Source organism: Cupriavidus sp. H39 (assembly GCF_050271075.1).
Classification (GTDB): Bacteria; Pseudomonadota; Gammaproteobacteria; order Burkholderiales; family Burkholderiaceae; genus Cupriavidus; species Cupriavidus necator_B.
Genome location: NZ_CP189847.1, coordinates 235952 through 261788 on the forward strand (window position 1 = coordinate 235952; position 25837 = coordinate 261788).

Annotated in this window: 25 protein-coding genes and 2 pseudogenes; 16 read left to right on the forward strand and 11 right to left on the reverse strand. The window is 63.4% G+C overall.

Annotation, left to right across the window (positions count from 1 at the left end; genetic code table 11):
• Positions 1–451 precede the first annotated feature (451 nt).
• From ACOCMH_RS13440 to ACOCMH_RS13475, 8 genes and pseudogenes are all read left to right on the forward strand, one after another.
• Entirely contained in the window at positions 452–691 is a 240-nt protein-coding gene (locus tag ACOCMH_RS13440) for a DUF7696 family protein (protein WP_427309215.1), read from the forward strand.
• A complete protein-coding gene (locus ACOCMH_RS13445) occupies positions 640–1941 on the forward strand; it encodes a hypothetical protein (protein ID WP_427308749.1) in 1302 nt (433 codons plus the stop codon). Before ACOCMH_RS13440 ends, ACOCMH_RS13445 begins: the two co-directional genes overlap by 52 nt.
• Positions 1942–2045: 104 nt before the next feature.
• A complete protein-coding gene (locus ACOCMH_RS13450) occupies positions 2046–3452 on the forward strand; it encodes a metallophosphoesterase family protein (RefSeq protein WP_427308751.1) in 1407 nt (468 codons plus the stop codon).
• A 159-nt stretch (positions 3453–3611) separates the two neighbouring features.
• The gene (locus ACOCMH_RS13455; RefSeq protein WP_427308753.1) at positions 3612–4133 is read left to right on the forward strand and encodes a hypothetical protein; all 522 of its coding nucleotides are present in this window, start codon (positions 3612–3614) and stop codon (positions 4131–4133) included.
• Positions 4115–6439, forward strand: coding sequence for an AAA family ATPase (locus ACOCMH_RS13460; protein WP_427308755.1), 2325 nt, complete (start codon positions 4115–4117; stop codon positions 6437–6439). The genes ACOCMH_RS13455 and ACOCMH_RS13460 overlap by 19 nt, the downstream gene beginning before the upstream one ends.
• 211 nt (positions 6440–6650) lie before the next feature.
• Entirely contained in the window at positions 6651–6851 is a 201-nt protein-coding gene (locus ACOCMH_RS13465; protein WP_427308757.1) for a hypothetical protein, read from the forward strand.
• A gap of 86 nt (positions 6852–6937) precedes the next feature.
• Positions 6938–7237, forward strand: a complete 300-nt coding sequence (locus ACOCMH_RS13470) for a hypothetical protein (protein ID WP_427308759.1) — start codon at positions 6938–6940, stop codon at positions 7235–7237.
• 99 nt (positions 7238–7336) lie between these two features.
• Positions 7337–7459, forward strand: a pseudogene (locus ACOCMH_RS13475) (Tn3 family transposase); the annotation flags it as partial.
• A 24-nt stretch (positions 7460–7483) separates the two neighbouring features.
• Here the strand turns inward: ACOCMH_RS13475 and ACOCMH_RS13480 are convergent.
• Positions 7484–8485 (reverse strand): Bug family tripartite tricarboxylate transporter substrate binding protein, encoded by a 1002-nt coding sequence (locus tag ACOCMH_RS13480; RefSeq protein WP_427308761.1) that lies wholly within the window; start codon positions 8483–8485, stop codon positions 7484–7486.
• Positions 8486–8537: 52 nt separating this feature from the next.
• Positions 8538–9695, reverse strand: a complete 1158-nt coding sequence (locus ACOCMH_RS13485; RefSeq protein ID WP_427308762.1) for a M20 family metallopeptidase — start codon at positions 9693–9695, stop codon at positions 8538–8540.
• Between the two features lie 110 nt (positions 9696–9805).
• Here ACOCMH_RS13485 and ACOCMH_RS13490 point away from each other — a divergent pair, with 110 nt between their 5' ends.
• Positions 9806–10714, forward strand: a complete 909-nt coding sequence (locus tag ACOCMH_RS13490; protein WP_427308764.1) for a MurR/RpiR family transcriptional regulator — start codon at positions 9806–9808, stop codon at positions 10712–10714.
• A gap of 333 nt (positions 10715–11047) precedes the next feature.
• On the opposite strand, the gene ACOCMH_RS13495 is transcribed toward ACOCMH_RS13490, so the two are convergent.
• Positions 11048–11491 (reverse strand): cupin domain-containing protein, encoded by a 444-nt coding sequence (locus ACOCMH_RS13495; RefSeq protein ID WP_427308766.1) that lies wholly within the window; start codon positions 11489–11491, stop codon positions 11048–11050.
• 570 nt (positions 11492–12061) lie between these two features.
• Here ACOCMH_RS13495 and ACOCMH_RS13500 point away from each other — a divergent pair.
• Positions 12062–12625, forward strand: a complete 564-nt coding sequence (locus ACOCMH_RS13500) for a DUF4158 domain-containing protein (protein WP_427308768.1) — start codon at positions 12062–12064, stop codon at positions 12623–12625.
• 549 nt (positions 12626–13174) lie between these two features.
• Here the strand turns inward: ACOCMH_RS13500 and ACOCMH_RS13505 are convergent.
• Positions 13175–13580: pseudogene (locus tag ACOCMH_RS13505) on the reverse strand (ferritin-like domain-containing protein); the annotation flags it as partial.
• A gap of 36 nt (positions 13581–13616) precedes the next feature.
• On the opposite strand from ACOCMH_RS13505, the gene ACOCMH_RS13510 reads away from it, so the two are divergent.
• Both ACOCMH_RS13510 and ACOCMH_RS13515 read left to right on the forward strand, forming a co-directional pair.
• Positions 13617–14360: a KUP/HAK/KT family potassium transporter gene (locus ACOCMH_RS13510; protein ID WP_427308770.1), complete on the forward strand. Its 744-nt coding sequence runs from the start codon at positions 13617–13619 to the stop codon at positions 14358–14360.
• 200 nt (positions 14361–14560) lie between these two features.
• Complete coding sequence (locus tag ACOCMH_RS13515; RefSeq protein WP_427308771.1) at positions 14561–14872, forward strand: H-NS histone family protein; 312 nt, start codon at positions 14561–14563, stop codon at positions 14870–14872.
• Positions 14873–14977: 105 nt separating this feature from the next.
• Here ACOCMH_RS13515 and ACOCMH_RS13520 read toward each other — a convergent pair whose 3' ends face one another.
• Positions 14978–16495: a PLP-dependent aminotransferase family protein gene (locus ACOCMH_RS13520; protein ID WP_427308772.1), complete on the reverse strand. Its 1518-nt coding sequence runs from the start codon at positions 16493–16495 to the stop codon at positions 14978–14980.
• Positions 16496–16697: 202 nt separating this feature from the next.
• Between ACOCMH_RS13520 and ACOCMH_RS13525 the strand changes: the two genes are divergently transcribed.
• The 4 genes from ACOCMH_RS13525 to ACOCMH_RS13540 all read left to right on the forward strand — a co-directional run bounded on the left by ACOCMH_RS13525 (position 16698) and on the right by ACOCMH_RS13540 (position 19657).
• Positions 16698–17450, forward strand: a complete 753-nt coding sequence (locus tag ACOCMH_RS13525) for an SDR family oxidoreductase (protein WP_427308774.1) — start codon at positions 16698–16700, stop codon at positions 17448–17450.
• Positions 17451–17638: 188 nt separating this feature from the next.
• Entirely contained in the window at positions 17639–18118 is a 480-nt protein-coding gene (locus ACOCMH_RS13530; protein WP_427308776.1) for a carboxymuconolactone decarboxylase family protein, read from the forward strand.
• A 4-nt stretch (positions 18119–18122) separates the two neighbouring features.
• The gene (locus ACOCMH_RS13535) at positions 18123–18527 is read left to right on the forward strand and encodes a cupin domain-containing protein (RefSeq protein ID WP_427308777.1); all 405 of its coding nucleotides are present in this window, start codon (positions 18123–18125) and stop codon (positions 18525–18527) included.
• A gap of 122 nt (positions 18528–18649) precedes the next feature.
• Positions 18650–19657, forward strand: coding sequence for a bestrophin family protein (locus tag ACOCMH_RS13540; RefSeq protein ID WP_427308779.1), 1008 nt, complete (start codon positions 18650–18652; stop codon positions 19655–19657).
• 85 nt (positions 19658–19742) lie between these two features.
• Here ACOCMH_RS13540 and ACOCMH_RS13545 read toward each other — a convergent pair whose 3' ends face one another.
• The 6 genes from ACOCMH_RS13545 to ACOCMH_RS13570 all read right to left on the reverse strand — a co-directional run bounded on the left by ACOCMH_RS13545 (position 19743) and on the right by ACOCMH_RS13570 (position 25688).
• Positions 19743–20603: a phosphodiesterase gene (locus tag ACOCMH_RS13545; RefSeq protein WP_427308780.1), complete on the reverse strand. Its 861-nt coding sequence runs from the start codon at positions 20601–20603 to the stop codon at positions 19743–19745.
• Positions 20600–21679, reverse strand: a complete 1080-nt coding sequence (locus ACOCMH_RS13550) for an ABC transporter ATP-binding protein (RefSeq protein WP_427308782.1) — start codon at positions 21677–21679, stop codon at positions 20600–20602. The genes ACOCMH_RS13545 and ACOCMH_RS13550 overlap by 4 nt, the downstream gene beginning before the upstream one ends.
• Positions 21672–22592 (reverse strand): ABC transporter permease, encoded by a 921-nt coding sequence (locus ACOCMH_RS13555; protein ID WP_427308784.1) that lies wholly within the window; start codon positions 22590–22592, stop codon positions 21672–21674. The genes ACOCMH_RS13550 and ACOCMH_RS13555 overlap by 8 nt, the downstream gene beginning before the upstream one ends.
• Before the next feature lie 10 nt (positions 22593–22602).
• Positions 22603–23436, reverse strand: coding sequence for an ABC transporter permease (locus tag ACOCMH_RS13560; RefSeq protein WP_427308786.1), 834 nt, complete (start codon positions 23434–23436; stop codon positions 22603–22605).
• Between the two features lie 58 nt (positions 23437–23494).
• Positions 23495–24517, reverse strand: coding sequence for an ABC transporter substrate-binding protein (locus tag ACOCMH_RS13565; RefSeq protein WP_427308787.1), 1023 nt, complete (start codon positions 24515–24517; stop codon positions 23495–23497).
• An 85-nt stretch (positions 24518–24602) separates the two neighbouring features.
• A complete protein-coding gene (locus tag ACOCMH_RS13570; protein WP_427308789.1) occupies positions 24603–25688 on the reverse strand; it encodes a substrate-binding domain-containing protein in 1086 nt (361 codons plus the stop codon).
• Positions 25689–25837: the final 149 nt, after the last annotated feature.

Below are 25837 nucleotides of genomic sequence, written 5' to 3' on the forward strand. Positions count from 1 at the left end.
GCACTTCCCTCATCAGCTCGTAATACGCGTCTTTGGCTGTGCCTCTTCATGAGCGCACGCTGGACACCGTTCGAGCCTGGGACCATGTGGCGTCTCTCTCCAAGCCCCTCCTAGGCAGAACGGCTGACGTCGAGCCGATCCGTGAACCTGCGGCCGAACCTGTGGGTTCGCGAAATGGGTTGTTGTGCAGCGTGACCATGCTGCACGAGGACGACTTTACGTCCTCCGCATGAGCGGCGCGCCTTTGTGCGTTGCTCCCTGAGTGCCACGCCCCCGGAAGGGGCGTGGCATCCAGGTCTCTCAAGCAAAGCTCGCTTTCCGGCGTACCCGGGACGCGGGCTTTTGTCGTTTGTAAGAGACCATTTCGGGAGAATCTGCCATGCATCAGGATTCCGAGATTTGCGCCGTGATTGCGGCGACGCTGGAGCGCCGCCGTCCGATGTACAAGGACATGCCGGCGGCATGGCGCAACCTCTGTGAGGCGGCACATGTCGCCAGTCTTCCGGAAGCCGCGCGAGCGGCCTTCCTCAACACCGTAACGACCCAGCGCGGGGCAGACACAGCCTTGCGCCTTCGGGAGCATGCTGCGTCCATCCGGGCGAGTGTCGTTCGCTTTCTCTCTGAAAGGAGATTGAACGTATGCATGCACCCATCACCTACGGCGGCTTCGACGGACCCAGAAGCCTGCTAGAAGAGCGGCCGATGCGTCCGCCGATCATCGGCAAGATCCGGCCGGGCATCAAGGTCCTGACCCGCAAGGCCCGGGAAAATTCTGAAGCCGTGCGAATCCACGACGCCATGGTGGCGCAGGGCCATTCCTATGAGGCTATCGGGCTGGAGATTGCGCGCAGAACCCAGTTGCGCAATGCGCTTGTGCCGAAGAACGTACCGTGGTTTACCTGCCGTGGGTCGGACTTCACCAACCCCGCAGTGGCCGAGGAGATCCTGCAGCGCTACGGCGAAGACCGCGGCGACGGCAACGGCCGCAAGCTATGGCGCTTTCCGGTGGTGTTCGCCTTCGACGACTGGCTGCGCAACATGCCCAACGAGCTGGTGACTTACACCGCGAGCGGCAAGCAGTTCTTTTCGGAGTACGGGCCGGATGGGTTGCGCTACTGCAAGACGTATGCGCCGGTGCAGCGCGAAGCGCGCGCGAGCCGAGCGAGACGCGTGTGGGGTGGCCGCCCGATCATACTCCGGCAGGACGATGCCATCCCCGACGGGCGCTGCGACCCGCACAGCTGCCCACAGTATCAGCAGGGCGTTTGCAACCTGTCCGCGGCGTTCTACTTTGCGGTCCCGGCGACCCGGGGTCTTGGGTTGATCCAGATGCCGACCACCTCAATTTACGTGCTCCAGAAGGCCCACGCTGCCATGCAGACGGTTGCGCTGGCGCGCGGACGTCTGGTCGGCGTCGAGTTCTTTGTAAGCAAGCAGGAGGTCGAGATCAGCCGGATCGATCCTGAACTCGGCAAGCCGGTGCGCCAGATGCAATGGCTCATCACGCTCAATGCCGATCTGGACCTGGCCGGTTTCCTCGACGGCTCGGATCGCCCGCGGCTCTCGCACGTCGAAGCCGCGCAGCAGGCGGTCACGGCGCTCGAGAACACTCCGCAGACGCAGCTGGATCAGTCGCCCGGTGTTCCTCCCTTGGATGCCGAGAAATCGCCGTCGAGCGTGCAGCCGGTGCAAGGTGCCAAGGCATCGGATGCCGAGGACCTGGCCGCGGCGTTCAACGAGTTGGCCACGCGGTTGGGCTTCGACAAGGAGCCCGATCGCAAGGACCTGCGCGACTTCCTGCAGGCTAGTTTTGGCGCCGGCTGGACCAAGCGGCCCGCCGCAGTCCGGCAGGCTATTCACGACATGCGAGTTGCGCTGGAGAACAACCCGGTTGCATATCGTGAGCAGGTCAAAGCCATTGCGGCTGAGATTACCCCCTAAGCCAGCCCCCCGACTGGCTCACCTTACGGACGCCCTTGTGGCGTCCTTTTTCTTTTCCACGCGCTGGGGCCTTGCCGGCACAGCCAATTTTTTCAGGAGGTAGCATGCTCAACGAAGGCGATTGCCTGCGTCTGGGACACTTCTCAGATCTGCATTACTCGCCCAGCCACCTGGCCGAGGCGGACCGCTGCTTCGGCTTTGCGGTCGACGATGCGATTGCATCGCGCTGTCAGGTAGGGGTGGTGTCGGGAGACTCCACCGATCACCGCCTGGACGCGCATACGCCGGCCCTCTCGGCTCTCGCGCATCGGATCCATCATCTCTCGGCCCATATGCCGGTCTTGATTCTCCAGGGCACGTTCAGCCATGAACCGCAAGGCACGCTGGATCTGTTCCGCCTGATTGGGGCGCAGCATCCGGTCTACGTTGCCGATCGCATCCATCAAGTCGCGCTCTGCGCAGGCGAGTTCGTACCGTCGGATGGCGCGGTCTTTACCGGCGCTGAGTTTGGCGCGCTCATGGTGCAGTATGGCAAGCCAGCCGTGGTGTTCACCTGCGTGCCAACCGTCAACAAGGCGGTCCTGGCTGCGGCGGTGGGCGTTGCCGGTGCGGCGACGGCGGTTGGTGACTATCTGGCTGACTACCTGGCCGCCGCGGGCGCCGTCAATCGACAGTGGCGATCCCATGGCGTGCCGACGGTCGGTGTGTCGCACGGCACGGTCAATGGCTGCCAGACGGAGCACGGCGTGCCGATGGCCGGCTTTGACCACGAGTTCACCATCGGCGCGCTGTTCGACGCCGAATGTGATGCCTTCATGCTCGGCCATATTCACCGTGCCCAGCAATGGGCGCGCGAGGGCAGGGTAGTGGCGTATCCCGGCTCCATCGGGCGATTCCACTATGGCGAGATCGGTGAGAAGGGCTATCTGCAATGGCAGGTGTCTCCGGGCCGCGCCAGCGCGTCGTTGGTGGCCACGCCGGCGCGCGAGACGCTGTGCGTAGACTTCGACGGCCCGCCGGACATGGCCAAGCTTGCCGAAGTTGCTGCGCAAGCTGTTGACAAGTTCGTGCGAGTTCGTTGGACCGTCAACGAAGAGCATCGCCAGCTGGTCGACCGCGATGCTATCCAGGCACTGTTTGCCCGGAGCGCTGAGCTCAAGGTCGAGGCGCGGGTTCTGCCGGCAGTGCGCAGTCGTGCCGAAGGCATCAGTCGCGCCGCGACCCTGCCCGATAAGCTGACCCGGTGGGGTGAGCTCACCGGCGTTGATACGGGCCCGTTGGCAGACCGCCTGGCTATGCTGGAGACGCTCGATGCGCAAGCAATCGCAGACGGCGTGCTGGCGCAGCTGCGGGCTGTCCCGGCCGAGGCAACGCAAGGCGTCCTCGAGACCCCTGTCGTGGTCGACCGCGGCGAGCCTGACAGCCTGACGCCGGTCGCCCAAGCGCCGTCGCCCGAGCCGTCCAGCATGGATTGGCTTACCGATGACCTGTTCGCGGGGCAACCCGCCTAACCCTTAGAGCATGCGCAAGCCATGTTCCGACAGCCGCAAGGGCTGTCGAAACCCGGTTTCACCCGCGTCATTGACGCATCGACCCAGCAGTATCCAATTCCTTCTAACCCTGGCGGGTGCTACCCGTGAGGGGGCGCGCTCCGCCCACTGGAGTGCAAGATGATTCTTTACCACGCCGGCCCCTCGTGGGTCCATGTCGCCGAGGCTGTCCTGGCACGCACCGAACTGGCGAAACGCCTGTGTGACAAGCACGGCTTCACGCAGTGCATGCTGTACGAACCCTTTGGCCGTGACCGCGGAGCGGTGATCGCCAAGCGCGGGCACATGCTCGTGATGGCGATTGCCACCGATGGTGGCAATACCTGGTTTTCCGTTGCACCGTCCAAGGAGATGCAGGACCTGATCTGGTCGTTCTCGAACGGCTTTGCCGGGCAGTGGAGCGCCCTGGAGCTGAAGTCCATTACCGGCCTGGATGACTGGAAGGCGCTGCTCGAGATGGCCGCAAGCCAGTTCTCTGCCGCGGTGCGTTCTGTCGAACGCGCCATTGCTGGCCAGCCGGAGGAGGACATGCCGGCAGCTCCTGAACTGCCCGTATTCGAAGGCGAAGCGATGGAGGTGCCGGCTGACTACCTGCATTCCTTCACTGGTGCGGAGGTGGCCGAATGCGCCCACTCAAACTGACCCTTGCTGGCTTTCACGGCATCCGCGATGGCATGCATCGCGATAGCGTGACGGTGGATCTGATGGATCTGCCTGGCGGCCTGATCGCGATTGTTGGGCCGAACGGTGCCGGCAAGACGACGATCATGGACAACCTGCATCCCTATCCCATCATGCCGAGCCATGCCAGCAAGATGTCGGCCGATGCATTCTCGTACTGGGACCACCTTTGCGCTCCCCGCGCTGAGAAGGATCTGGAGTGGGAGCATGGTGGCAAGGTCTATCGATCGGCGTTTGCATTCCGCAACCCGGGCAAGAGCCGCAAGGCGGAGTACTACTTGTTCGAGAAGGATGCCGCCGGCGCCTGGAATCCAGTGCAGCTGCCAGACGGAACCGTATCCGACGGCAAGGCCGACACCTACGGCCGATGCCTTGACTCGGTGCTCGGCTCCGCCGAAGCCTTCTTCACCAGCGTCTTTTCTGCACAGAACCGACGTCCTTTGGCGAGCTACCAGCCGACCGAGATCAAGCGGCTGCTAGCGGAGTTGCTCGGCATCGATCACCTGCGCGAGTTGTCGGCGAAGGCCGGCGATGTGGCGAAGGCGTTGAGCCGGTCGCTCGATAGCCTGCAGCGGGACGTGCTTGTGCTGTCCGGCAAGCGCGACACCGCAGTGTCGATGACTGCTGAGATTCGCGAGCTTGACCAGGCACTCGAATCGGCACGGGCGCTGCGCGTGGAGGAGTTGAGCCGCGGCAGCAAGTTGGAGCAGGAGCGTGCTACGCTGGCGGCCAAGCAGGCAGCCTCGGCCGGTACCGAGGCCCGATTGCGCGAGTTGCATCAGCGCAAGCGGGAGCTAGGGGCACGTGGCCAGCAGCTGGCCGCGGATGATCGTGCGGCGGCCGCCAAGGCTGCGGCGCGCCGGCGAGAACTTCAGCAGGCCGCCACCGCCAGCGAGGCGGCCCTTTCCCAATCGGAGGCGATCACCGCAGCGGCTGCGCGACGCGATACTGTCCAGCTGGACCTTGGCCAGCGCCACGCACAACTTGCCGACAGGCAGCGGGAACTCGCCGAGGCCGAAGCCGTGGCGACGCGGCATGCGACACTGGCAGCAGAGCTTCGCGAGATGGAACAGCGAGGCTCGGTGGCAGCGAAGCTGGCGCGAACGCTCAAGGCCCAGACCGACGTGATGGACACGGTTCCTTGCACCGGCCATGCGATGCACAGCCAATGCCCGTTGCTGGCCCAGGCCCGCGAGGCCAAGGGACAGTACGAGGAACAGGCCGTTGTCGTGACAAAGCTGCGCACCAGCTACAGGGAGAAGCAAGAAGCCCTGAAGCCGATGGAGGTCAGCTTGCAGCGGTTGCCAGCGGCACGGGAAGCGGTGTCGGTCCTGCAGCGCGATATCACGCGGGACAACCAGGAACTGCAGCGCCTGACCGCTCTGGCGGCTCAGCGCCCCTTGCTTGACAGTGCTACGGCCGCCCTTGAGAAGGCCCGCTGTGATCTGGCTGCGGTGGCGAAGGAGGAGACTGAACGGAACAGCCGGCATGCCCGGGATATCCAGGATGTTGAATCCCAACTGGCAGCAGTGCAGCGGGAGGTGGATGCGCTGGCCACAACAGACGTGACGGCCTTGGTCACCGACTTGGATCGCCGCATTGTGGGTGTTCGCGAGGCGGTGAGCGCGGCCGACGGCAAGATCGAAACATTGATCCGTCGTCAAAGTGCCCTGGCCACCGATCGCGACCGCATCGAGCGCGAGCTCGCCGGTCTGCCCACCCTTGAAGCGCAGGTTCAACGCCTGTCCGACGAGATTGCGCTGTGGAAGCTCCTTGGCAAGGGCCTCGGCAACGACGGCGTGATCGCGCTGTCGATCGATGACGCCGGGCCAGCCATTACCCGCATCGTCAACGATCTGTTGCTCGCCTGCTACGGGCCGCGATTCACCATCGCGATCCAGACGCAGACGCTGCTTGCCAGCGGCGAAGCCCGGGAGGGATTTTCCATCGCCGTGCTCGACGCTGAGAACGACAGCTCGAAGGAGTTTGGTGTGATCAGTGGAGGGCAGAAGGTGTGGATCAACGAGTGCCTGACGCGGGGTATTGCGCTCTACCGGGCGCAGCACGCGCAGCATGCCTTCCAGACGCTTTTCACCGACGAGGCAGACGGGCCGCTGGATCCGGAGCGCAAGCGCGCCTTCATGAAAATGAAGCGCGAAGTACTGCGGGTCGGAGGTTACGAGCGCGAGTTCTTCATTTCCCAGACGCCGGACCTGGTCGACGACGCAGACGGTGTCATTGATGTCGTTGCGCTGGCTGCGCAGTAGTTGCGCGCACGTCCCGATCTTTTCCTATGCCCGCTACCCCGAAAGGGGGCGGGCATTTTTCTTTTGAAGCGCGGGAACTTGGGCGCTAGAATTGCCGTGCTTACCGCGTCTTCGACGCATCGACCTTGCTGGCTCTGCCGGCACAGCTTTTTCTTCACCCATAGGGGCCTTGTCCCTATGGGCAAGGCTTCCGTTCAACAGGAGTGTTGCCATGGTTATTCATTCTCGCGCGTCTGGCGGTGCGGTCCTCGCGATCGTTGCCGTGTTGTTCGTCGCGCTCTTCTTTGTCGTCACCGCTCCGGATGAAGGTCTCTTGCGACCGCAGTTGTTTGGCTGTGGTCTTGCGATTGCGCTGATCGGGATGCTCTGGCGTCCCATGTGCGCAAGCTTCGCAGGACACGCAGCGTCATGAAGCTCGTCCGTTCGGCCTGGCTCTGAGCGGTACCGCCCCATTCATCGCCCTCTTCGGAGGGCATTTCTTTTTGGATTCAGCAGACGATGGAAAAGATCATGATTCCGGCGACCGAGGCCGCCAAGTTGCTGCCGCGCGGCAAGAAGGTGCACACGTTCATCCGCGTGATAGCCTGGATGGGCGCTGATGTAGCGAGGGAGAAGGTACTGGCGGCCTTCGAGTCCGCGAAAGAGGTCGAGGTTTCGAAGGACGCGGCCTGTTTGAACCACCAGTTGGCCATCATGATGGACGGCGTGCGCACGTATATCGACACCAACCAGGTGGCATTGCGCAAGCAGTGCCCGCAACTGGCTATATCCGGGAGTGCGAATGGACCTGCTCGTTAGCATTTCGCTGCAGGCGTACGAATTCCGCGGCGCCCAAGGGAATAGGCTGGTCATAGAAAATTCCCCATCGATCGCGAACGTGAGTGTACATCCCGATCGCACCAGCATCCGATTGCCCAGCATTGGGGACGCTCTGATCTGGCGTCGTCGGACATGATGTCGTTGGAAACGACACGCTCTGTCTGGCAAGCGCGGGCCGACCCGCGTCGTAGAACGGCATCGACCGCCCGGCATGGACTCAACTCCTTACTCCGCCGAAATCTTCGCCCGCTTGACCACCTCGCCATAGCGCTGCAGCCGGTCAGCCATCATGCGTTCGAATGCGGCCGGCGCCATGTCTTCCGGCGGCACCACGCCGCGTGAGCGAAGTGCGCCCTGCATGGCGGGATCCGTGGCGGCCTTGCGCACGGCCTGGTAGATCTTCTGCACCACCGGTTGGGGCGTGCCGGCCGGCGCCGCGATGCCGGTCCAGGAGCTCAGGTTCAGTTCCGGATGGCCGAGTTCGGCCAGCGTAGGCACGTCGGGCAGTTGTTCGAGCCGTTGTTCTGAGGCGACCGCCAGGGCGCGTACCTTACCGTCCTTGATGTGCGGGAGCATGATGACCACGTTGTCGAGGATGAACTGCACCTCGTTGCTCAGCACCGCGGTGATTAGTTGCGAGCCGCCGCGGTATGGGATATGCGTGGCAACAGCTCCCGTGCTCGCCTTGAACATCTCGACATTGAGCTGCCCCATGCTGCCGGCACCGCCGCTGCCGTAGTCCAGCTTGCCAGGGTTCTTCTTCGAATAGGCGATGAGCTCGGCAAAGGTGCGGACCGGGAGGCTGGCGTGCACGACGAGCGCGTTAGGCTGGCGACCGAGAATGGCAATGTTCTCGAAGTCCTTGATCGGATCGTAGCCGATGCGCGGCTGCGTCAGAGGATTGGCAAGGTGGCTGCTTTGCGATGAGACCACCAGCGTATAGCCGTCTGGCTTGCTGCGGGCGACGGCTTGCGTCGCGACCGAGCCGCCGGCACCGGGACGGTTGTCGACAACGACCGGCACGCCGAGAATGCGCGACAGCGGTTCCGAATACTGCCGCGCCATGATGTCGACCGAACCACCAGGCGGAAAGGGAACCACCAGCGTGATGGGCCGGGTGGGCCAGCTGTCCTGTGCCATGGCGCCAAGCGGCGCGGCGGCGGCAATGGTGGCGGCGCTCAGGCCAATAGCAACGATGCGACGGCGGGAGAAGGGCAGGTTCTGCATGATGGCAAAGGCTGGATGGGTCAGGGATTCCGGCGATGGCGGGACATGCCGCTCATTGCAGGCTGAGGATGGCGAGCGCCAAGGCCTGCGCCCGCGGCACGAAGGTTGAAAGCTCGCAGTACTCGCGCTCGGTATGGGGGTGGCCGCCCACCGGGCCAGTGCCGCACAGCGTAGGCGTGCCGACGGAGCTGGTCAGGCCGCTGTCGGCGGCGCCACCGGTGAATTCGCCGGCGACCGCAAAGCCGACTCGCTCGGCGCTGCGCTGGTAGAGCGCCAGCAGCGCGTCCGGCGTCGTCGCCATCGGCATGGTCCGGCGCATATCGGTGATGCTGCCGCGTGTACGCGGAATAGATTCCGCTTCGATGATCTCGCGGATGTGGCCATAGAGCGACTCCATATCGGTCTCGGCGGTAAAGCGCACATCGAGCTGCGCCTTCGCGTGCGGCGCAACCATATTCGGCACGATCCCGCCCTGCACGCAACCGACATTAGTCGTGACGCCTGATGCGGCATCGGTCAGTGCGTGCAGTGCCAGGACCTTGCGCGCCAACGCGTCGATTGCGCTGGCGCCATGGGCATGATTGATCCCCGAATGCGCGGCCACGCCCTCGACCTCAAACTCGACCACCATCGAGCCTTTGCGGCCCGTCACGAGATTTCCGCTGACACGGCCCGGCTCGGCATTGAAGACAGCGCGCACTTCCCGTGCGACCGTCATGATGCGGTCGCGCGTGGCGGGCGAGCCGATCTCCTCGTCGCACGAGAAGAATAGCCGCACTGGAGGAGCGTTCCGGCCCAGCCGCGCGAGCGCTTCAGCAACGAACACATTGAGCACCAGGCCGGACTTCATGTCGGCCACGCCCGGGCCAAAGGCACGCCCGCCTTCAACGCGGAACGGGCGCCTGGCCGCCGTACCCACGGGATAAACCGTATCCATATGCCCCATCAACAGGACAGGCAGGCCGTCGCCAGAACCCGGCACTTGTGCGTCGAGGCAAACGCCGTATCCAGGCACTGCATGGAAGCGCACAGCAATGCCGGCGGCTTTCAGGTGGGCACCGAGCGTCTCGGCCACGGCTTGCACACCGGCTTCATGGCGGCTGCCGCTGTCGATATCCACGATCTGCTGCAGCAAATCCTGCATCGCCTGATTCTGGCTTTGCAGCCAGTCGAGCGCATCGGTGCCGGGCGCAACGTCTTCAACTTGCATAGGTTTCCTCTTTCCCAACCAGGGAGCGGCGATGGATTGCGGTGAAACGGCGATGAAATAATAATTGCAGTGATGGTATAATCATGCAATGCGTATTGCACGGTGTCAACATGACAAATACCCGCAACGAAACTGTCGCTCATGGCGACACGCTGCTTGACCGACTGGCGCGCGAAGCGGCCACGCTGACGGCACGCGAGCGCGAACTGGCCGATGCCTTGACGCGAGGCTATCCGCATGTGCTGCTCGAATCGGCAACGGCGCTGGCCGCACAGCACGGCACCAGTGCGTCGACGGTGGTGAGGTTGTTTGCCAAGGTCGGCTATGCAAGCTATGCAGACGCCCAGCGTGAGGCACGTGCCAACGTAACGGCAGCGCTGCCGACCGCGGGCCAGCGCGCGCCGGCGCTGATTGGCGGCAAGCGCAACCTGCGCGCCTGCCTCGACGACGCCTTCATGCACGACCAGCACAACCTGACGGCGACGCACGAATCGCTGGATTTCGCCGCCTTTGAGGCGATTGCGCGCCTGTTGGCCGGCGGAAAAGGGCGGGTATTTATCCTCGCCCAAAAGAACAGCGCTCCAGTCAGCGCCTGGTTGGCCCTGCATCTGAACATGTGCCGGCCAAACGTCCAGGAACTGGGCGCGGGCGCCGTGACGGCCACCGACGCCATGCTATGGGTCGAGCCAGAAGACGTGTTGCTCACGTTCAGCATTCGCCGCTATTCCAGTGCGCCGGTCACCATCGCCAGGGCATTTCGCGACGTGGGCGCCCGCGTCGTGGCCATTTGCGACAGCCCTGCCGCGCCGCTCGTGCCACTGGCAAATCACCATCTGCTGGTGCGCACCACCAATGCGTCGCCGTTCGATTCCTACACGGCGTCGTTTTTCCTGTGCAATGCGCTGGTGTCGGCAGTCGCGCAACTCCGCCAGCCGGCCGTTATCGAAGCCCTGCAGCGACGCGATGCACTGTGGCAGGCATTCGAGACGGATCCGGTAGAGGGATTGCGCAAGAAATAGAGTGCCGCGGCTGCTACAGGCATCGAGGGAACCGTGGCGCCTGGTACATACAAATGGTCGAGCAGCGGTGCCTGGGCACTGACGTATCTTCGCCGATGGCTCCTGGGTATCGGACTGCTGTTCGCCTGGCGGTCCAAGCGCAGGCGCGCGTTGTCCGAGCCCGGCAGATAAGAGGCTCGTGCCGCTAGTTAGCCCCTCTGCCGATTTCCCCAGTGGCCAACGCCAGCATCGCCGCAGCGGTCAACGCCGCGCTGTACGCGTCGGCCGACGCATTGCGCGCCAGCAGCAATTCGAGGTTAGCTCGGTGACTGTGCCCACGCCCGCACCCGGTAGTCACTCCGAAATCGTCACACCACATTCTTGTGCGACGGCTAGCAACTTAGCGAGGTCAGGAGGCCCCGGGGGAACCGTCTCATCGATCCGCGCAAACAAGCGTGACGCGTTTCCGCCGTGGCCCGTGACCGAGATCATTTCACCTCCGCCCATGCCGAAGCGGAAGTAATGGACAGTGCCGGCCGGCACATGGACAAACGTACCAGCGGTCGCAGTCACCACCTGATCGCCATAACCGATCTCGACTGCGCCTTTGGTGATGTAGAAAGACTCGTCCCAGCCATGGCAATGCGGTGGAGGCCCGCTGCCTTCTTCGCCTTGCTGCAGGAAGACTTCATAACCCTGAGTGGCGGCTCCGGGTGCAAGCACCGTGATCCTCTCGCCCACGACGTTGAGCGCCCGTGGGTACGTATTGGGAGACAGCGAAAAGGGTGCGGGTTCCATATTTCTCTCCACGACCAGTGGTCCCCACCACACTCTGGTCTGGGACCACATGTGTCTTCTTACGCCTTGGCGAATGTGTCAGCGGACATCACTTCAAGGGCGAAGGTTCTTCACCTTCAACCCAGGCCTCGTTCGACCGCAAACCTTGGGAAAGGTCGCCGAACCAGGAGAGATGTGGAATCCTAATAGTAGGTGCAGATCGGGATTGCCGAGCCGCTTTGGCCGAAGACATGGGCGATAGCGCACAGAGGAATGCCGCCGGTATCCTGGATGGCCACGGTTTTCAGCGGGGCGCCAGGTGGCACCTCCGTGCGGCCGCCAGAGTAAAAGGTCGCGGTGGACGGCGAGTCCCCGAACTCTTCCATGCTCAGGAAGAGGCCGTTGCCGGGCTGGCAGAAGGCCGGCTCACTCCCGGAACCGTGGCATGCCACGCACGGCAGGGGCCTCCGGGCGTGGCTTCATCGCGTTCGTCGCCGCGGTGGGAAGGCGCCGGATTCAATGGCAAGGTGGCGTTCGTCATTCTTCGAGCCAATCCCATGGCGCGCGCAACTTCCGTGGCAGGGGAAAGTCATGCCGCCCAATCGTGTTTGGCCCACCGCATGGGAGGCGCACGAGACGCAAGGCTCAGAGCACGTACTTGGGCGCGCGGAGGTGCCGCGTGAACTTAGCAGTTTCGAATTGCAGACGTTATTCACATACAGCCGCGCCGAGCACGAACTAATCGGGCGCCGACGCGGCTCGATGATGAAGCTGGGCCTGGCGCTACACGTCGGCTTCCTGCGCATGACCGGTTGCCCATTGAATGCGTTCGGGATCCTGCCGCCGGTCTTGCTTCGCCATCTAGCCATTGAGCTAGATATCGATACACCCGATCTCGCTTCGTTACGGGCGCTTTATGCTCGCGGCCGAACGTTATCCGACCATCAGCTCTTAGCTTGCCAGATGCTCGGATTCCGCTGGATGGTGGCACACCAGCGCCCGGCCCTTGTGCGGGCGTTGCGCGACGAAGTATCGCGTTGCGGATCGGGAACGAGTGCTGTCGTATGCCCGCCGGTGGCTGTATCAGCACCGATTGATCGTCTTCCACGATCGCGCCCTTCGAAGTCTCGTCGCGTCGGCATTGACCGAGCTTGAGGCCAGCGCCGCTGCCTCGATACACTCGACTGTCCCGCCCTCTACCTGGCGACGATGGGTAGCCGCAATGAAACAAGTACGACCAGATGGTCAGCACATCCAGAACTGGCTGTGGGCTGTCCCGGCGAAGCACTCGACGCGACAGTTCTCCCAAGTGCTCGAACGTATCGAATGGCTAGTCGGAATTGGCGTCGCCAGCCATCCAATCGGCCTCAACGATGTTCTGGTGCGCCGCTTTGCACATCGCTTGGCGGCTCGGTCGCCATCGCCCAGCGCAAGAATCAAGGAGCCGGCACGCACCCTTGACCCTATCAACCCCTGGGTCTTGCCGTCAGGCCGCCATTTCCTCGCGAGGGTTCTTATATATCAGAAACCTAAACAACTAAATTCCCCAATCACTGAATGCCGACGATGATCTTAGGCAGGGCCCCGGGGAATCGATTGTCCCCGATCTCTGCAAATACCGGCCCGTCGCGGTCGACCGTTCGGCCGGCTACGCTCGCCATCCAATTACTACCCAGGGAGACTTTGATGATTGCACGACAACTTGCGCGATTGCACCGTGTCGTTGAGGAACAGCGCCTTGTTGACGTGCAGGTTGGTCGGGTGCAGCGGCTTCGCGGTGCGGCGGGCCGATGCCATCAGCACGCCGATCTTGGCGAAGGCCGCGCGCGCTGTCGCCGAACTGCGCCAGGTACTTCTTCATGTAGCGCAGGTAGGCGCCGCCGTGGCGGGCCTCGTCCTGCGACAGGGTCGCGGTAGATATGCTTGATCACCGGTTCCGTGTGCCATTCGGCGGCGCGGCGAAACCAGTGGTTCAGGCGGATCTCGCCGCAGAAATAATCAGCGTTTTCAGCGGCGGGGCCGGATCGAACTCGAAGCGCACCGCGTGCAGTTCTTCCTCGGTCGGCACCAGGTCCGGGTGGAAGCGGCGCAGGTATTCCATCAGAACCAGCTCGCCCGCCACTATGCCGGGGCGGCCCATGTACATGTGCTACCGTTGCACGAACCGTGCGTTTTAAAGCACCTGGATCCGCAAGTGCTGGTCTTTGCCACCGGATTCTTCATCGCGGTGGACGCGGCATTCCTCTCCTCTAGCCTGCTCAAAGTCGCTGAAGGCGGCTGGTTCCCGCTTGCTGTCGGGGCCGGCATGTTTGTCATCATGCGGATATGGCTGCGCGGCCGCAAGCTATTGATCGAGCGACTGGAGAATTCAGACGTTCCGCTCAAGTCGTTTCTGGATTCTCTGTTCCTCGCACTACCGCCGCGCGTCCCCGGGGTGGCGGTGTTTCTCACCGCAACGCCCGAGGTGGTGCCACATGCGTTGATGCACAACCTCAATCACAACCGGGTGCTGCACGAGCGGATCCTGTTTGTTACCGTGAAGATGAAGGATGTGCCATGGGTGCCATTGAGCCAGTGCGGCACCGTCGAGCCGCTCGGGCACGATTGTTATCTGGTGACGCTGCGCTTCGGTTTCATGAACCGGCCCGACGTCACACAGGCCCTGAAGGGGTTGCCGCCGGGGTCTGGCGTGCAGATCGATATGATGGAAACTTCGTTCTTCCTCAGCCGCGAAACCATCGTTCCGCTGGCAGGCGTCCGCAGTGGCATGGCGTTATGGCGAGAGCGCCTGTTCGCAACGATGAGCAGGAACGCCGGCAATGCAGCGGAATATTTTGGCATACCGGCAAACCGGGGGGTGATCGAAATCGGTACGCAGATCCAAATATAGATTTGGTCGTTCCCGCGCTCGTAGTATCGAACCTCGCACCGGCTATGATGTTGTATGGACTTTTGCCGCTGATCCAGAGGCCTCAGGCGAGATTCTCGATATTCGACCGCCGGGATGGTAAAAGTTGTTATGTGCCAAAGAGAAAATTGGCTATAAACTATCCCCCATCTGCATCCGTCGACCGGAAAGGAAAACGGCAAATGGCAACTTACAAAGAATTGATGGCTCAGAAGGCAGCGCTGGAAGCGCATCTGGAAGAGGTCCGTGCCAATGAGGTTTCATCGGTCATCGAAAACATTCAGAACCTGATGGCGGAGTACGGACTGACTGTCGAAGACATTACCAAGCGCCGTCGTGGCCGTCCTGCCGGAAGTGACGCAGGCCAGGCGAAATCGGGGCTGCCCCCGAAGTACCGGGACCCGAAGACTGGCAAGACATGGTCTGGCCGCGGTCGTCAACCGTCGTGGCTTGGCAAGAACCCCAACCGGTACCTGATTCAAGAAGAGGCGTAACTCAGGCTTCGCACGTCAAGACCTGTTAGCGACACCTCCAGGCGTCCACGCCTGAGCGAAGCCGTACCGAGTTCGTGCTTCGGGATTTGGCACCCAAGCCGCGCATCAGCCATCCAGGCATGTGCGCAACGTTCGAGCGAGGCGGGCCGCTTCACTCGCATCGGTGATGTTCGCGAAGCCAATCACCAGGCCGCGCGGCGTGTGACGCATACGGCCATTCACGTACCAGATCGAAAGTGGCACCACCGCAAGCCCCGCCGCGCGCGCCCGCGCGGCAACGGCGACATCGTCGACCGGGCCATCGGGGCCTTCGGTGAATTGCGCGGCGAACTGGATCCCGCCGGGTGGCAAGTCGATACGCAGCCGCTTGCCGAACGCCTGCTCCAGCGCTAGCGCGATCAACACGCGCCGTTGTCCGTACAACGCACGCATCCGCTTCACATGCCGCGCAAAATGCCCTTGCTCCATGAAGTCTGACACGGCAGCCTGCAATAAGGCCGGCGAGCCGGCGTTCATGCTGCACGCCACCCGCCCGACGCGCTCGACAGCACGCTCCGGCACCACCGCATACGCGAGTCGCACACCGGGAAACATTACCTTGCTGAAGGTGCCGCAATAGATCACCCGATCTTGCCGATCGAGGCTCTTCAAGACCGGCAATGGTCTGCCCGAATAACGGAACTCGCTGTCGTAGTCGTCCTCGATGATCCAGCGAGACGCCTGCTCTGCCCAATCCAGTAGCGCCAGGCGTCTTGTGAGCGACAGCATGTGTCCGAGCGGGCTCTGATGCGATGGCGTGACCAGCGCGAAGCGCGCCTGTGGATCCAGTTGTATGCCACGCGCTACGTCGATCCCTTCATCGTCCACCGGCACGGGCACGAACTGCACGCCGCTCTCGGTCAGAAAGTTGCGGGCGAGCAAATAGCCGGGATCCTCGAACCACATGCGATCGTTCGGTTGCGCGAGGCTGCGCAGCACGAGCTCAAGCGTCGCGCGGTAGCCACCGGTGATGAACACCTGCTCGGGCAGACACGTGACACCGCGCGACAGACCGAGATAGGTGGCGATGCGTTCGCGCAGCGGCCGATAGCCCATCGGGTCCGGGTAGGCGAGCATTGTTCGTTCCCCGCTGCGCACACGACGCGACACCAGCCGGCTCCATATCTTGCGCGGAAACGCGTCCAACGCGGGCAGTCCTGGCTGCAACGGCTTTGGCTCGCCGCTCATGGCCACGGTGAGCGCCACCTGGCGCGGCATCGGCTGACCCTGCGACACCTCCGGCGTCTTCGCCGTGCCGGCTCCTTCCGCCGCCGGCCGGCCCCGGCGTCCCTTTTCATTCGCCGAATGCATCACCGACGCCGGTAACAAAGGCGAAACGAACGTGCCGGCAGCACCGCGCATCTGCAGGTAGCCTTCGTCGACCAGGATCGTATAGGCCAGTTCGACCGTGCCTCGCGCCGTGCTCAATTGCGTGGCGAGGCCGCGCAGTGCCGGCACGCGGTCGCCCGGACGCAGATGTCCTGCCGCGATCGCCGTCCGGAAACGCTCGCAAATTTGCAGATAGATCGGCAACGGCTTCTGGCGATCGATTTCGATGGCCAATGCGGGAGTTCGTGTGGTCATGAACGTCTGTTGGGGCAAGGGGAGGGAAAGCAACCTGGACTAGCGACTTGGACTAGTGACATCGACGATTCTTGACCCTTATTAATAGGTCATGATTATCCGATACTGCTTTCAGTCAACGCGGTGGGGGTCGGAGACTTCCCGCGTTGCACCGACCGTCACGCGCTTCAGCGCGTTCATTTCCACATATGGAGAAGCAGCCATGAAGATCGTCGTAATCGGTGGTTCGGGCCTGATCGGCTCACGTCTGGTCAACCTGCTCAGCAAGGCCGGCCATCAGGCGCTCGCCGCATCGCCGCGTACCGGCGTCAACACCGTGACGGGCGAAGGCCTGAGCAGCGCGCTCATCGACGCCGACGTCGTTGTCGATGTGACGAACGCGCCATCGTGGGAACCGCAGGCGGTGCTCGATTTCTTCCGCACCTCGGCGCGCAATCTCGGCAAGGCCGAGGTGGCCGCGGGCGTGCGCCATCATGTCGCGCTGTCGATCGTCGGCACCGACCGCATGCCGGAGAACGCGTATTTCGCCGCCAAGGTCGCGCAGGAAGCGGCAATCGAAGCGGCCGGCGTGCCATACACGATCGTACGCGCCACGCAGTTCATGGAGTTCATCGGCGGCATTGCTGACTTCAGCACGGACAACGGCTCCGTGCGCGTCGGCGACGGACAGTTTCAGCCGATCGCCGCGGACGACATCGCGGCGATCCTCTCGCAGGTCGCGCTTGCGGCGCCGCTTAACGACACCATTGATATCGCCGGCCCGGATCGTGCGCCCTTGGCGGAGATCATCGCGCGTTATTTGAAATCCGTAGGCGACGCACGCCCGGTCGTGACGGATCGTAATGCGCGGTACTACGGCGGCCTGCTCGAGGAACTGTCGCTGGTGCCGCTCGGCGACGCGCGGATCGGCCGTATCAGTCTCGACCAGTGGCTCGCTCGGGCTAAAGAGGCTTGATTGCGGTTGATTTCTCGCGAGGCCCATCCTTTCATTAAACGCTCGGATCCACGCAATCACTCTGTTGCCGGGCTCAACCAATTTGACCGGGCGATCCGAGTTATTCGAATACGTCCTGGCGAGCTTCCGCGGGACATCGCCGCGATATGCCGCCAAACACAACCTCTGTTATCTTCCAGGAGAGCATCATGACGCAACGCCTTAACTATTTTCAGCAATCGCCTGAGCTGTCGAAGAAGCTCGTAGAGCTCGGCGCGTTGTTCCAGAATACGACGATCGAGACGCACATCCGCGAGCTCGTCGAGCTTCGCGCGTCGCAGCTCAATGGCTGCGCATTTTGCGTCGACATGCATGTCAAGATGGCGAAGATCCATGGCGAGCGCGAACTGCGCCTGCATCATGTGGCGGTCTGGCGCGAGTCCACGCTGTTTTCGCCGCGCGAACGCGCCGCGCTGGCATGGGCCGAGGTGCTGACCAACATTCCTGCCCACGGCGTGTCGGACGATATCTATGACAGCGTGCGTGCCGAGTACTCCGACAAGGAATTGTCGGATCTCACGTTCCTCGTTGGTGCAATCAATAGCTGGAACCGACTGAACGTGGCGTTCCGCATGGTGCCCGGCTCGTCCGATAAGATGTTCGGACTCGACAAGGCCGGCCTGGAGTGATGCCATGAAGAAGATCGTTTCCTCTGCTGCAACCCTGATGTGGTTCTGCCTGATGGTAGCGCGGCCGGTCCTGGCCGCGCCGGAGGCGAGTGTGGCGCCGCTGCGCTCGGAGCCGTTGCCTGAGTATCCGGGCAAGGAAGTCCAGATGATCGTCGTCGAGTATCCGCCCGGCTCGGTCGACCCCGTGCATCGCCATGACGCACACGCTTTCGTCTACGTGCTCGAGGGCAGCATCGTCATGGGCCTCAAGGGCGGCAAGGAGGTAACGCTCAAGGCTGGCGATACCTTCCACGAAGGACCCAACGACATCCATACCGTCGGGCGCAATGCCAGTTCCACCCAGCCGGCAAAGTTTGTCGTGTTCCTGCTCAAGAACAAGGGCGCACCCATCCTGACTCCGGTGAAGTAGAAGCGCCGTTTTGCAGGCACCGGCAACGCCGGTGCCATCTTCCCGTGGGCAGGAATGGCCCACCATTGTGTTCACTGACACCAGGACTGCGTTCTGCCACACTGCCGCGAGAGGATAGCATCATGCACCTGGGAAAATCGTACACATTATTCGAGTTCACGCTCTGGTCGAGACGGCAGCTCTATGCGTCCCTGGCATGCGGTTCGCTGCCCGTCGTCCTCTACCAGTTGCTTGGCCTGAAGTGGCTGTCGATCCCGGTTTCCGTCGTGGTGCTGCTGGGCACGGCCACGTCATTCATCGTGGGTTTCAGGAACGTGCAAACTTACGGCAGGGCCGTGGAGGCACAGCAGATCTGGACTGACATCCTGAATGGCAGCCGGTGTCTGGGTGTAATGAGCCGGGACTTTCCGTTAGGACGGGCAGCGGCCCGAGAACTGATTCTCCGGCATTGCGCGTGGCTGACGGCTCTGCGCTATCAACTGAGAAGCCCACGCATCTGGGAAAATGCGGGCAAGGTAGCCAATGTAGAGTACCGGAAATACTACCGGATACCCGAATGGGAGACGCCATTGGAACAGGCGCTTGCGCGGTATCTGCCGCAGAGCGAGATCGACTCGGTTCTGCACGCCGAGAGCAGGACAAACCGGCTGCTGGGAACGCAGGCGGCCACAATCAAACGGTTGCTTGATGTCGGCGAGGTCAGCAATGCTTCCTATCTGGAATTGCTTGGATCGATCAGGGGTTTCTTCGCGCAGCAAGGGCGGGCGGAGCGTGTCAAAGACTATCCATATCCCAGGCAATACGAGGTCATCAACAAGATCTTTGTCCGTACCTTTTGCCTGCTGCTGCCTTTCGGCATTCTTACGGAGTTCGAAAAGCTCAATGCCAGCGTTTCAGGTTTCATGCACGGCAATATGATCTGGCTGGTCATTCCATTCAGCGCGATGATCTCGTGGATGTACCTCGTGCTGGAGCAGGTGGGCGAAAGCACGGAGAACCCGTTCGAAGGAAACCCCAATGACGTGCCCATGGCGCAGATCTGCAGGAAGATCGAACGCGAACTCATGGACATGCTTGGTGAGAAGAGCGATGTCGTCGAGCCCACGGCGGAGCACGGGATTGTTCTCTAGACCGGTATAGACAGTAGTGCCCCCAAGGGCGTTCCTGCTTGCCTTGCAACATCGCAATCGGATCGAAGTTTCGCCCGCGTTTGCCTCAGTCGATCAGCTTTCCTTGTGCATCGAAGAACGGATACGCAGGCCCATGGTCTCCAATGGCAACGGCATGGGTGACCAGTCCGTGCACGGGATGCCACCAGTGCAACAGCATGCCCGGCGGTTCCATCCGAAAGCGCGAAGGCGCCTGAGGGTCGAGGTCCAGTGCGACCTGGTGCGCCGGGCCGGGCGCGGTCATGGCGATCGTGCCGCCGAAGCGCCGGGTAATATGCCGATGCAGATGGCCGCACAGCACTCGCTCCACCTGCGGGTGGCGCCGCACCACGACCTCGAGCAGCGCGGCGTTCTCCAGGCCCTGCCGGTCCATATGGCCGATGCCGGTGTGGAAAGGCGGGTGGTGCAGCATCAGAAGGGTAGGGCGCTCCGGGGCGACGGACAGCGCGGCTTCCAGCCATGGCAGCGCATCCGGTTCCACGCGCCCGCCGCTATGGCCAGGGACGGTGCAGTCGAAGGCGACCAGCGTCAAAGGCCCCGCGTCGATGCGGTAATGCACGGGCGCATCGCCATCACCTGCAGCGAACAGATAGGCGTGATCGGCGAACACGCGACGCAGTGGGCCGCGGCTGTCGTGATTGCCCGGCATCAGCCGCACCGGCATCGGCAAGGTTTCCAGGATCCCTCGCAGAAACAGATATTCGTCCTCGCCACCGAAGTCGACCAGATCGCCGGTCACCACGGCAATGTCGGGACGCTGGGGCAACGCCAGCAGCGTGTCGATGCACCGGCGCAGGGCGTCTGCGGTATCCACGCGTCGGTAGGAGAGCTTGCCGCCCGCCTTGATATGCAGGTCCGTGATGTGGGCGACAAGGTAGGGCGTGGCCTGGGCAGCGCTCTGCATCATGCCGCGCTCCGTGCCGGCATAGCAGCGGGCACCGCCAACAGATGGCCGGTATCGATGCGCAGGCCGACGCGGTCTCCGGCTACCCAGCGGTCGCGTCGCGCGGTATCAAGCACGATCGGGGCAGGGGCGCCCACATCGACCAGCAGCCGCGTCGCATGGCCGAGGAACAGGGCCGTGACGACACTGCCGGCCACATGGACGTCGGGCGCATCTGGCGCGTCGGCCAGCGACACGTCCTCGGGTCGGAACATCAGCTCCACCTGCGCCGCCTCGAGGTGCTGTGGCTCGCGCGGCAACGCGCCACCAGGCACGCGCCATACCTGGTGGTCACCAGCCGCCGGCAAGCGATTCATCGTGCCGATGAAGTCGGCGACGAAGGCATTGGCCGGATGCCGGTAGATGTCCTGGGGCGTGCCGCTTTGCGCGATGCGCCCCTTGTCCATCACGATGATCCGATCGCCCAGCGCCATCGCCTCTGCCTGATCGTGCGTGACATACACAGTCGTGATGCGCAGGCTGCGCAGCAGCTGGTTGATGTCGGCGCGCAGCGCATCACGCAGCTTGGCATCGAGTGCCGTCAGCGGTTCGTCCAGCAGCAGCACACGCGGCTGCACGGCGATGGCGCGCGCCAGGGCCACGCGCTGGCGCTGGCCTCCGGACAGCTGGTCGACGCGCCGGTTGGCGAAGGCGCCCAACTGCATCATGGTCAGCATGTCCTCGACCCGATCCCGTCGGTTCTGCGCGTCGACCTTGCGCACGCGCAGGCCATAGCCGATGTTCTCGGCCACGGTCATATTGGGGAACAGGGCATAGTTCTGGAACACCATGCCGACGCCGCGCTGCTCGATCGGCAGGTGCGTGACCGCTGCGCCGCCGAACAGGACCTCGCCACCCGTATCGGGAAATTCCAGGCCCGCGATCATGCGAAGCGTGGTGGTCTTGCCGCAGCCCGAGGGGCCGAGCAGCACGACAGTCTCGCCGGCACCGATGTCCAGGTCCAGCGGTTCGAGCGCGCGCGTGCCGTCGGGGAAGGTCTTGCCGCAGTGGCGCAGGGCGATGGTGGTGGGCTCATGCATGGCGGGGGGCCTCCGTCTGTGGCTGGGACTGCGGCGCTTCGTCCGGGCCGACTGGTGTGTTCAGCGAAGTGGTGACCGTGCCGGCGAACGGCACGGGCGTGTCCTGCGCCGGATGTCGTTGGGCCCGCGCACCGAGTGCGGACACCATTTGCATGATCACCAGCAGCGGAATGATCATCAGGAAAAACACGATGGTGTAGGCGGAGCCGATCTCCAGCCGCATCGAGGCATAGCTGTCGGCGAGTCCGACGGGAAGCGTCTGTGTGGTGGGCGTATGGAGCATCCATGTCAGATTGAATTCGCCGACCGACAGCGTCACGACCATCAGCGCACCAGCGAGAATCCCTTGACGGCAATTCGGCAGCACCACGGTGAAAAAGCGCTGCAGTCGCGTCGCGCCGAGGCTGGCGGCGGCATCCTCGAGCGTGCGGATATCGATGGCCGACATGATGGCCAGCACCGAGCGCACCATGAAAGGCAGGGTGAACAGCACATGCCCGATCAGGATGAAGACCCAACTGGTGCGCAGCCATGGCAGCCCCCCATATAGCAGGATCAGGCCGAGCGCCGTCGCGAGTCCGGGGATCGCCACCGGCAACATCAGCAACTCTTCGATCAGCCGTGTCACGCGGCTGCGGCGCAGCGCCATGTAGTAGGCGGCCGGAACGCCGAGCACCAGGGTGCAGGCCAGGCACGCCAGCGCTATCCCCAGCGACAGGAAGATGGTGTTGCGGTACAGGCCCCACACTTCCTCGACCCACCGCGTGGTCAGGCCGCTGTGCAGGCCGACAAAGATATTGTTGGTGAGGCCGGCCAGCACCGACAGCGCCACGGGTACGGTCATGAACGCGCAGACGGCGAGCGTCAGCGCAAGTTGCGCCCAATAGGCGGAGCCACGACGGAGGGTCTTCATGCTTGCGCTCCTACGCCGTGGCGGCAACCGCGCTGCCGGACAGATGACGAGCCACCGCCAGCAGGGCCCAGGTCACGACCCCGAGCAGAATGGATAGTGCGGCGGCCATGCCGAAGTTGGCGTAGTTGGTGAATTCGTTGTAGATGGTGAGCGGCAGCACGTCGAGTTGCGTGGCAAGCGTGAAGGCGGTGCCGAACGCGCCCATGCTGGTGGCAAAGCAGATTGCGCCGCTGGAGATCATGGCGGGCATCAGCGCGGGCAGCATGACATCGCGCACCACCCGCCACCGGCCGGCTCCCAGTGAGCGAGCCGCTTCCTCCAGCGAGGCGTCGAGTTTTTCGACTGCGGCCATCACGGTCAGGATCACGCGCGGAATGGAGAAATACAGGTAGCCGACGAACAATCCGGCCATGCCATAAGCAAAGGTCCAGCGCTCGCCGGCGAGCAGATCACCCACGGACGCGAGCAGGCCGTTGCGGCCACCCAGCATGATGACCATGAACCCGATCACCACGCCTGGGAAAGCCAGCGGAAAGGTCAGCATGGCGACCAGTATCGGCTTGCCCGGCACCGGATGCCGCTGCAGGAACGTCCCCGCCACGCCGGCGATCACCAGCGTGGCCAGCGTCACCGAGGCCGACAACAGCACCGTGGACAGCAGGCTGTGCAGATAGCGCGGGCTGGACAGCACGGTCCAGTAGACCCCCGCGCCGTTGTCGCCCGCCACGCTGACCGCCAGCAGCTTGGCCATCGGCAGGCAGAAGAACGCCAGGAAAACGATCAACGCCGGCAGCGCGAAGACGATCAGCGTGCGGGCGGTTGGGGTAGTGGTGCGACGGCGCATGGGTTTTTTCTCCAACTTGAAGCGGCTGGCCGGGGCCGACGTGCGCCCCGGCGCGGCGTCAGCGGACTTCCTTCAGGTACTGGTCGCTGAAAGCCTTTTGCACTTCGGCCATCTTGCCGTAGTCCGTGGTCTTCGCGCGCGCATAGTCCGAGGCCGGCAGGAAGCGGGCCTCCACTTCCTTGGACACGGCCTTGGCCCGTACCGGCCGAAGGTAGGCGTTCGCCCACAGCGACTGCCCGGCGTCGGACAACACAAAGTCCAGCACCTTGCGGGCTTCCGCAGGGTGCGGCGCCTTGTTGACCATGCTCATGACGTAGGGCACCACCAGCGAGCCTTCCTTGGGAATCACGAAGGCGACATTGGCGCGATCCTTGTAGCGCGCGCGATAGGCGTTGAAGTCGTAGTCCAGTAGGATGGGAATTTCACCGGACAGTACGCGCGCGTACGCGGTCTGCTTCGGCACGATGGGCTGGTTTTTCTGCAGGTCCTTGAAGAACTTGAGGGCCGGGCCGAAATTGTCCAGGGAGCCGCCTAGGGCCTGGTTGATCGCCACCGCGCCCACATAGCCGACAAAGGCGCTGGCCGGATCGAGATAGCCAACCATGCCCTTGTACTCGGGCTTCTGCAGGTCGGCCCACGACTGCGGCACCGGTTTGCCGCGCAACGCGTCGACATTGACCATCAGGCCCAGCGTGCCCGAATGGATGGCGAACCAGTGGCCCTGCGGGTCTTTGAGGCCATCCGGGATGTCATTCCAGTTGGCGGGCTTGTAGGGTGCCGTCACGCCTTCCTTCTGGGCCTGGATGCCGAACGTCACGCCGTAATACACCACGTCGGCCACCGGGTTGGCCCTTTCCGCGACGATCTGTGCCAGCGACTGGCCCGAGTTCTTGTTGTCGTGCGGCACCGTGACGCCGGTCTTTTCCTTGATCGCGCGGATCTGCGCTGCCCAATCCGCCCATTCCGGCGGGCAGTTGTAGCAGATTGCGGTTTGCGCGGCCCCGGCGTGGCTGAATACGACTGCGCCAACCGTGGGCAGCAGCCATCGCAAGCGGCGCAGCCAGGACGAAGTCGATTGCATGATGCACTCCTTTTTCTAGATACGACGGTGGTGGAAAACGGCGTAAGGCGATGTGAATGACAGGGCTGGTCCGGTCGCATTGTCGCTAAGGCGGCGGCCCGACGGTGGCACCTTCGCGTACCGCGTGCGGCAGCAGCGTCGCGCGCGGCACGCCAAGGTCCGACGTGGCCCCGGCGCTGGCGCGGTCGAGCAGCGCCAGCAGGCAAGCGAGCGCGCGGGCACCGATCTCGTGGTTGGGCTGCGCGACAGTGGACAACGGCGGCTCCAGCAGCTGGCCGAGCTCGATGCCGTCGTAGCCGAGCACGGAAAGATCGCTTGGCACGGACAGTCCCAGGCGCTTCAGCATGGAAATCACCCCGATCGCCAGCATGTCGTTGGTGCAGAACAGCGCTGTGGGTGCCGACGGCGCTGTGACGAATCGCCGAATGCACTCAACCTCCGCCGGCGTGTGCGTGGGCGTATGGGCCGGCAGCGACAGCGGCGGCAACGGTTGAAGGCCATGCGCGCGCATTGCATCCCGATAACCCACGTGGCGCTGCCTGGCGCGGTCCGACGCGACGAAGGCGCCCGACACCACCGAGATGCGCCGATGCCCGGCAGCGATCAGCGTCTCGACGCCGGCGCGCGCGCTGACGCGGTTGTCCACCGATACCGAATAGCGCTTACCCCGGCGCGTCCCCTGGTTGTAGGCGAGCACATAAGGCACGCCTTCGGCATCCAACTGGTCCAGCACCGCGCTGCGGGCTGCATCGGCCACCGTCAGCACCATGCCGTCGACCCGGTGACGCAGCAGATATTCAATCCGCTCGCGTTCGCGCGCCGGGTCGTAGCGGCTGGTCACAAGCATCAGCGAATAGCCTTGCGCCAGCGCCGCTTCCTCAATGCCGCGCCAGCATTCGGCAAACACGGCATTCTCGAGCGTCGGCAGCATGACGCCAACGATGCGCGAGCGCTGGGCCCTCAGCTTGGCACCCAGCAGGTTCGGGCGGAAGCCAAGCTCGCCCGCCGCCTGCAATACGCGCTCGGCGGTGTCCTGGCGGACCAGCTCCGGATTGCTGAACACGCGCGAGGCCGTCGCCAGCGACACGCTCGCGGCCTGGGCGACTTTCACCAGCGTCGCGCCATTGGATGGCGCGGGCGTCGTGGCGAGGCGGGTGGCTTTGCGGATCATTCGGTTGGAATCGGGCCCGGTGCAAGAAAAAATGAAAACGTTTTCATTGAAGCCGCAAAAAAACGGGTGTCAAGGACAACCGTTGGTGCAGTGCGTCGCAACGAAAGCAGGCGGGGTCATGCAAGCGGCCTGGCAGGCCGAATCACGGC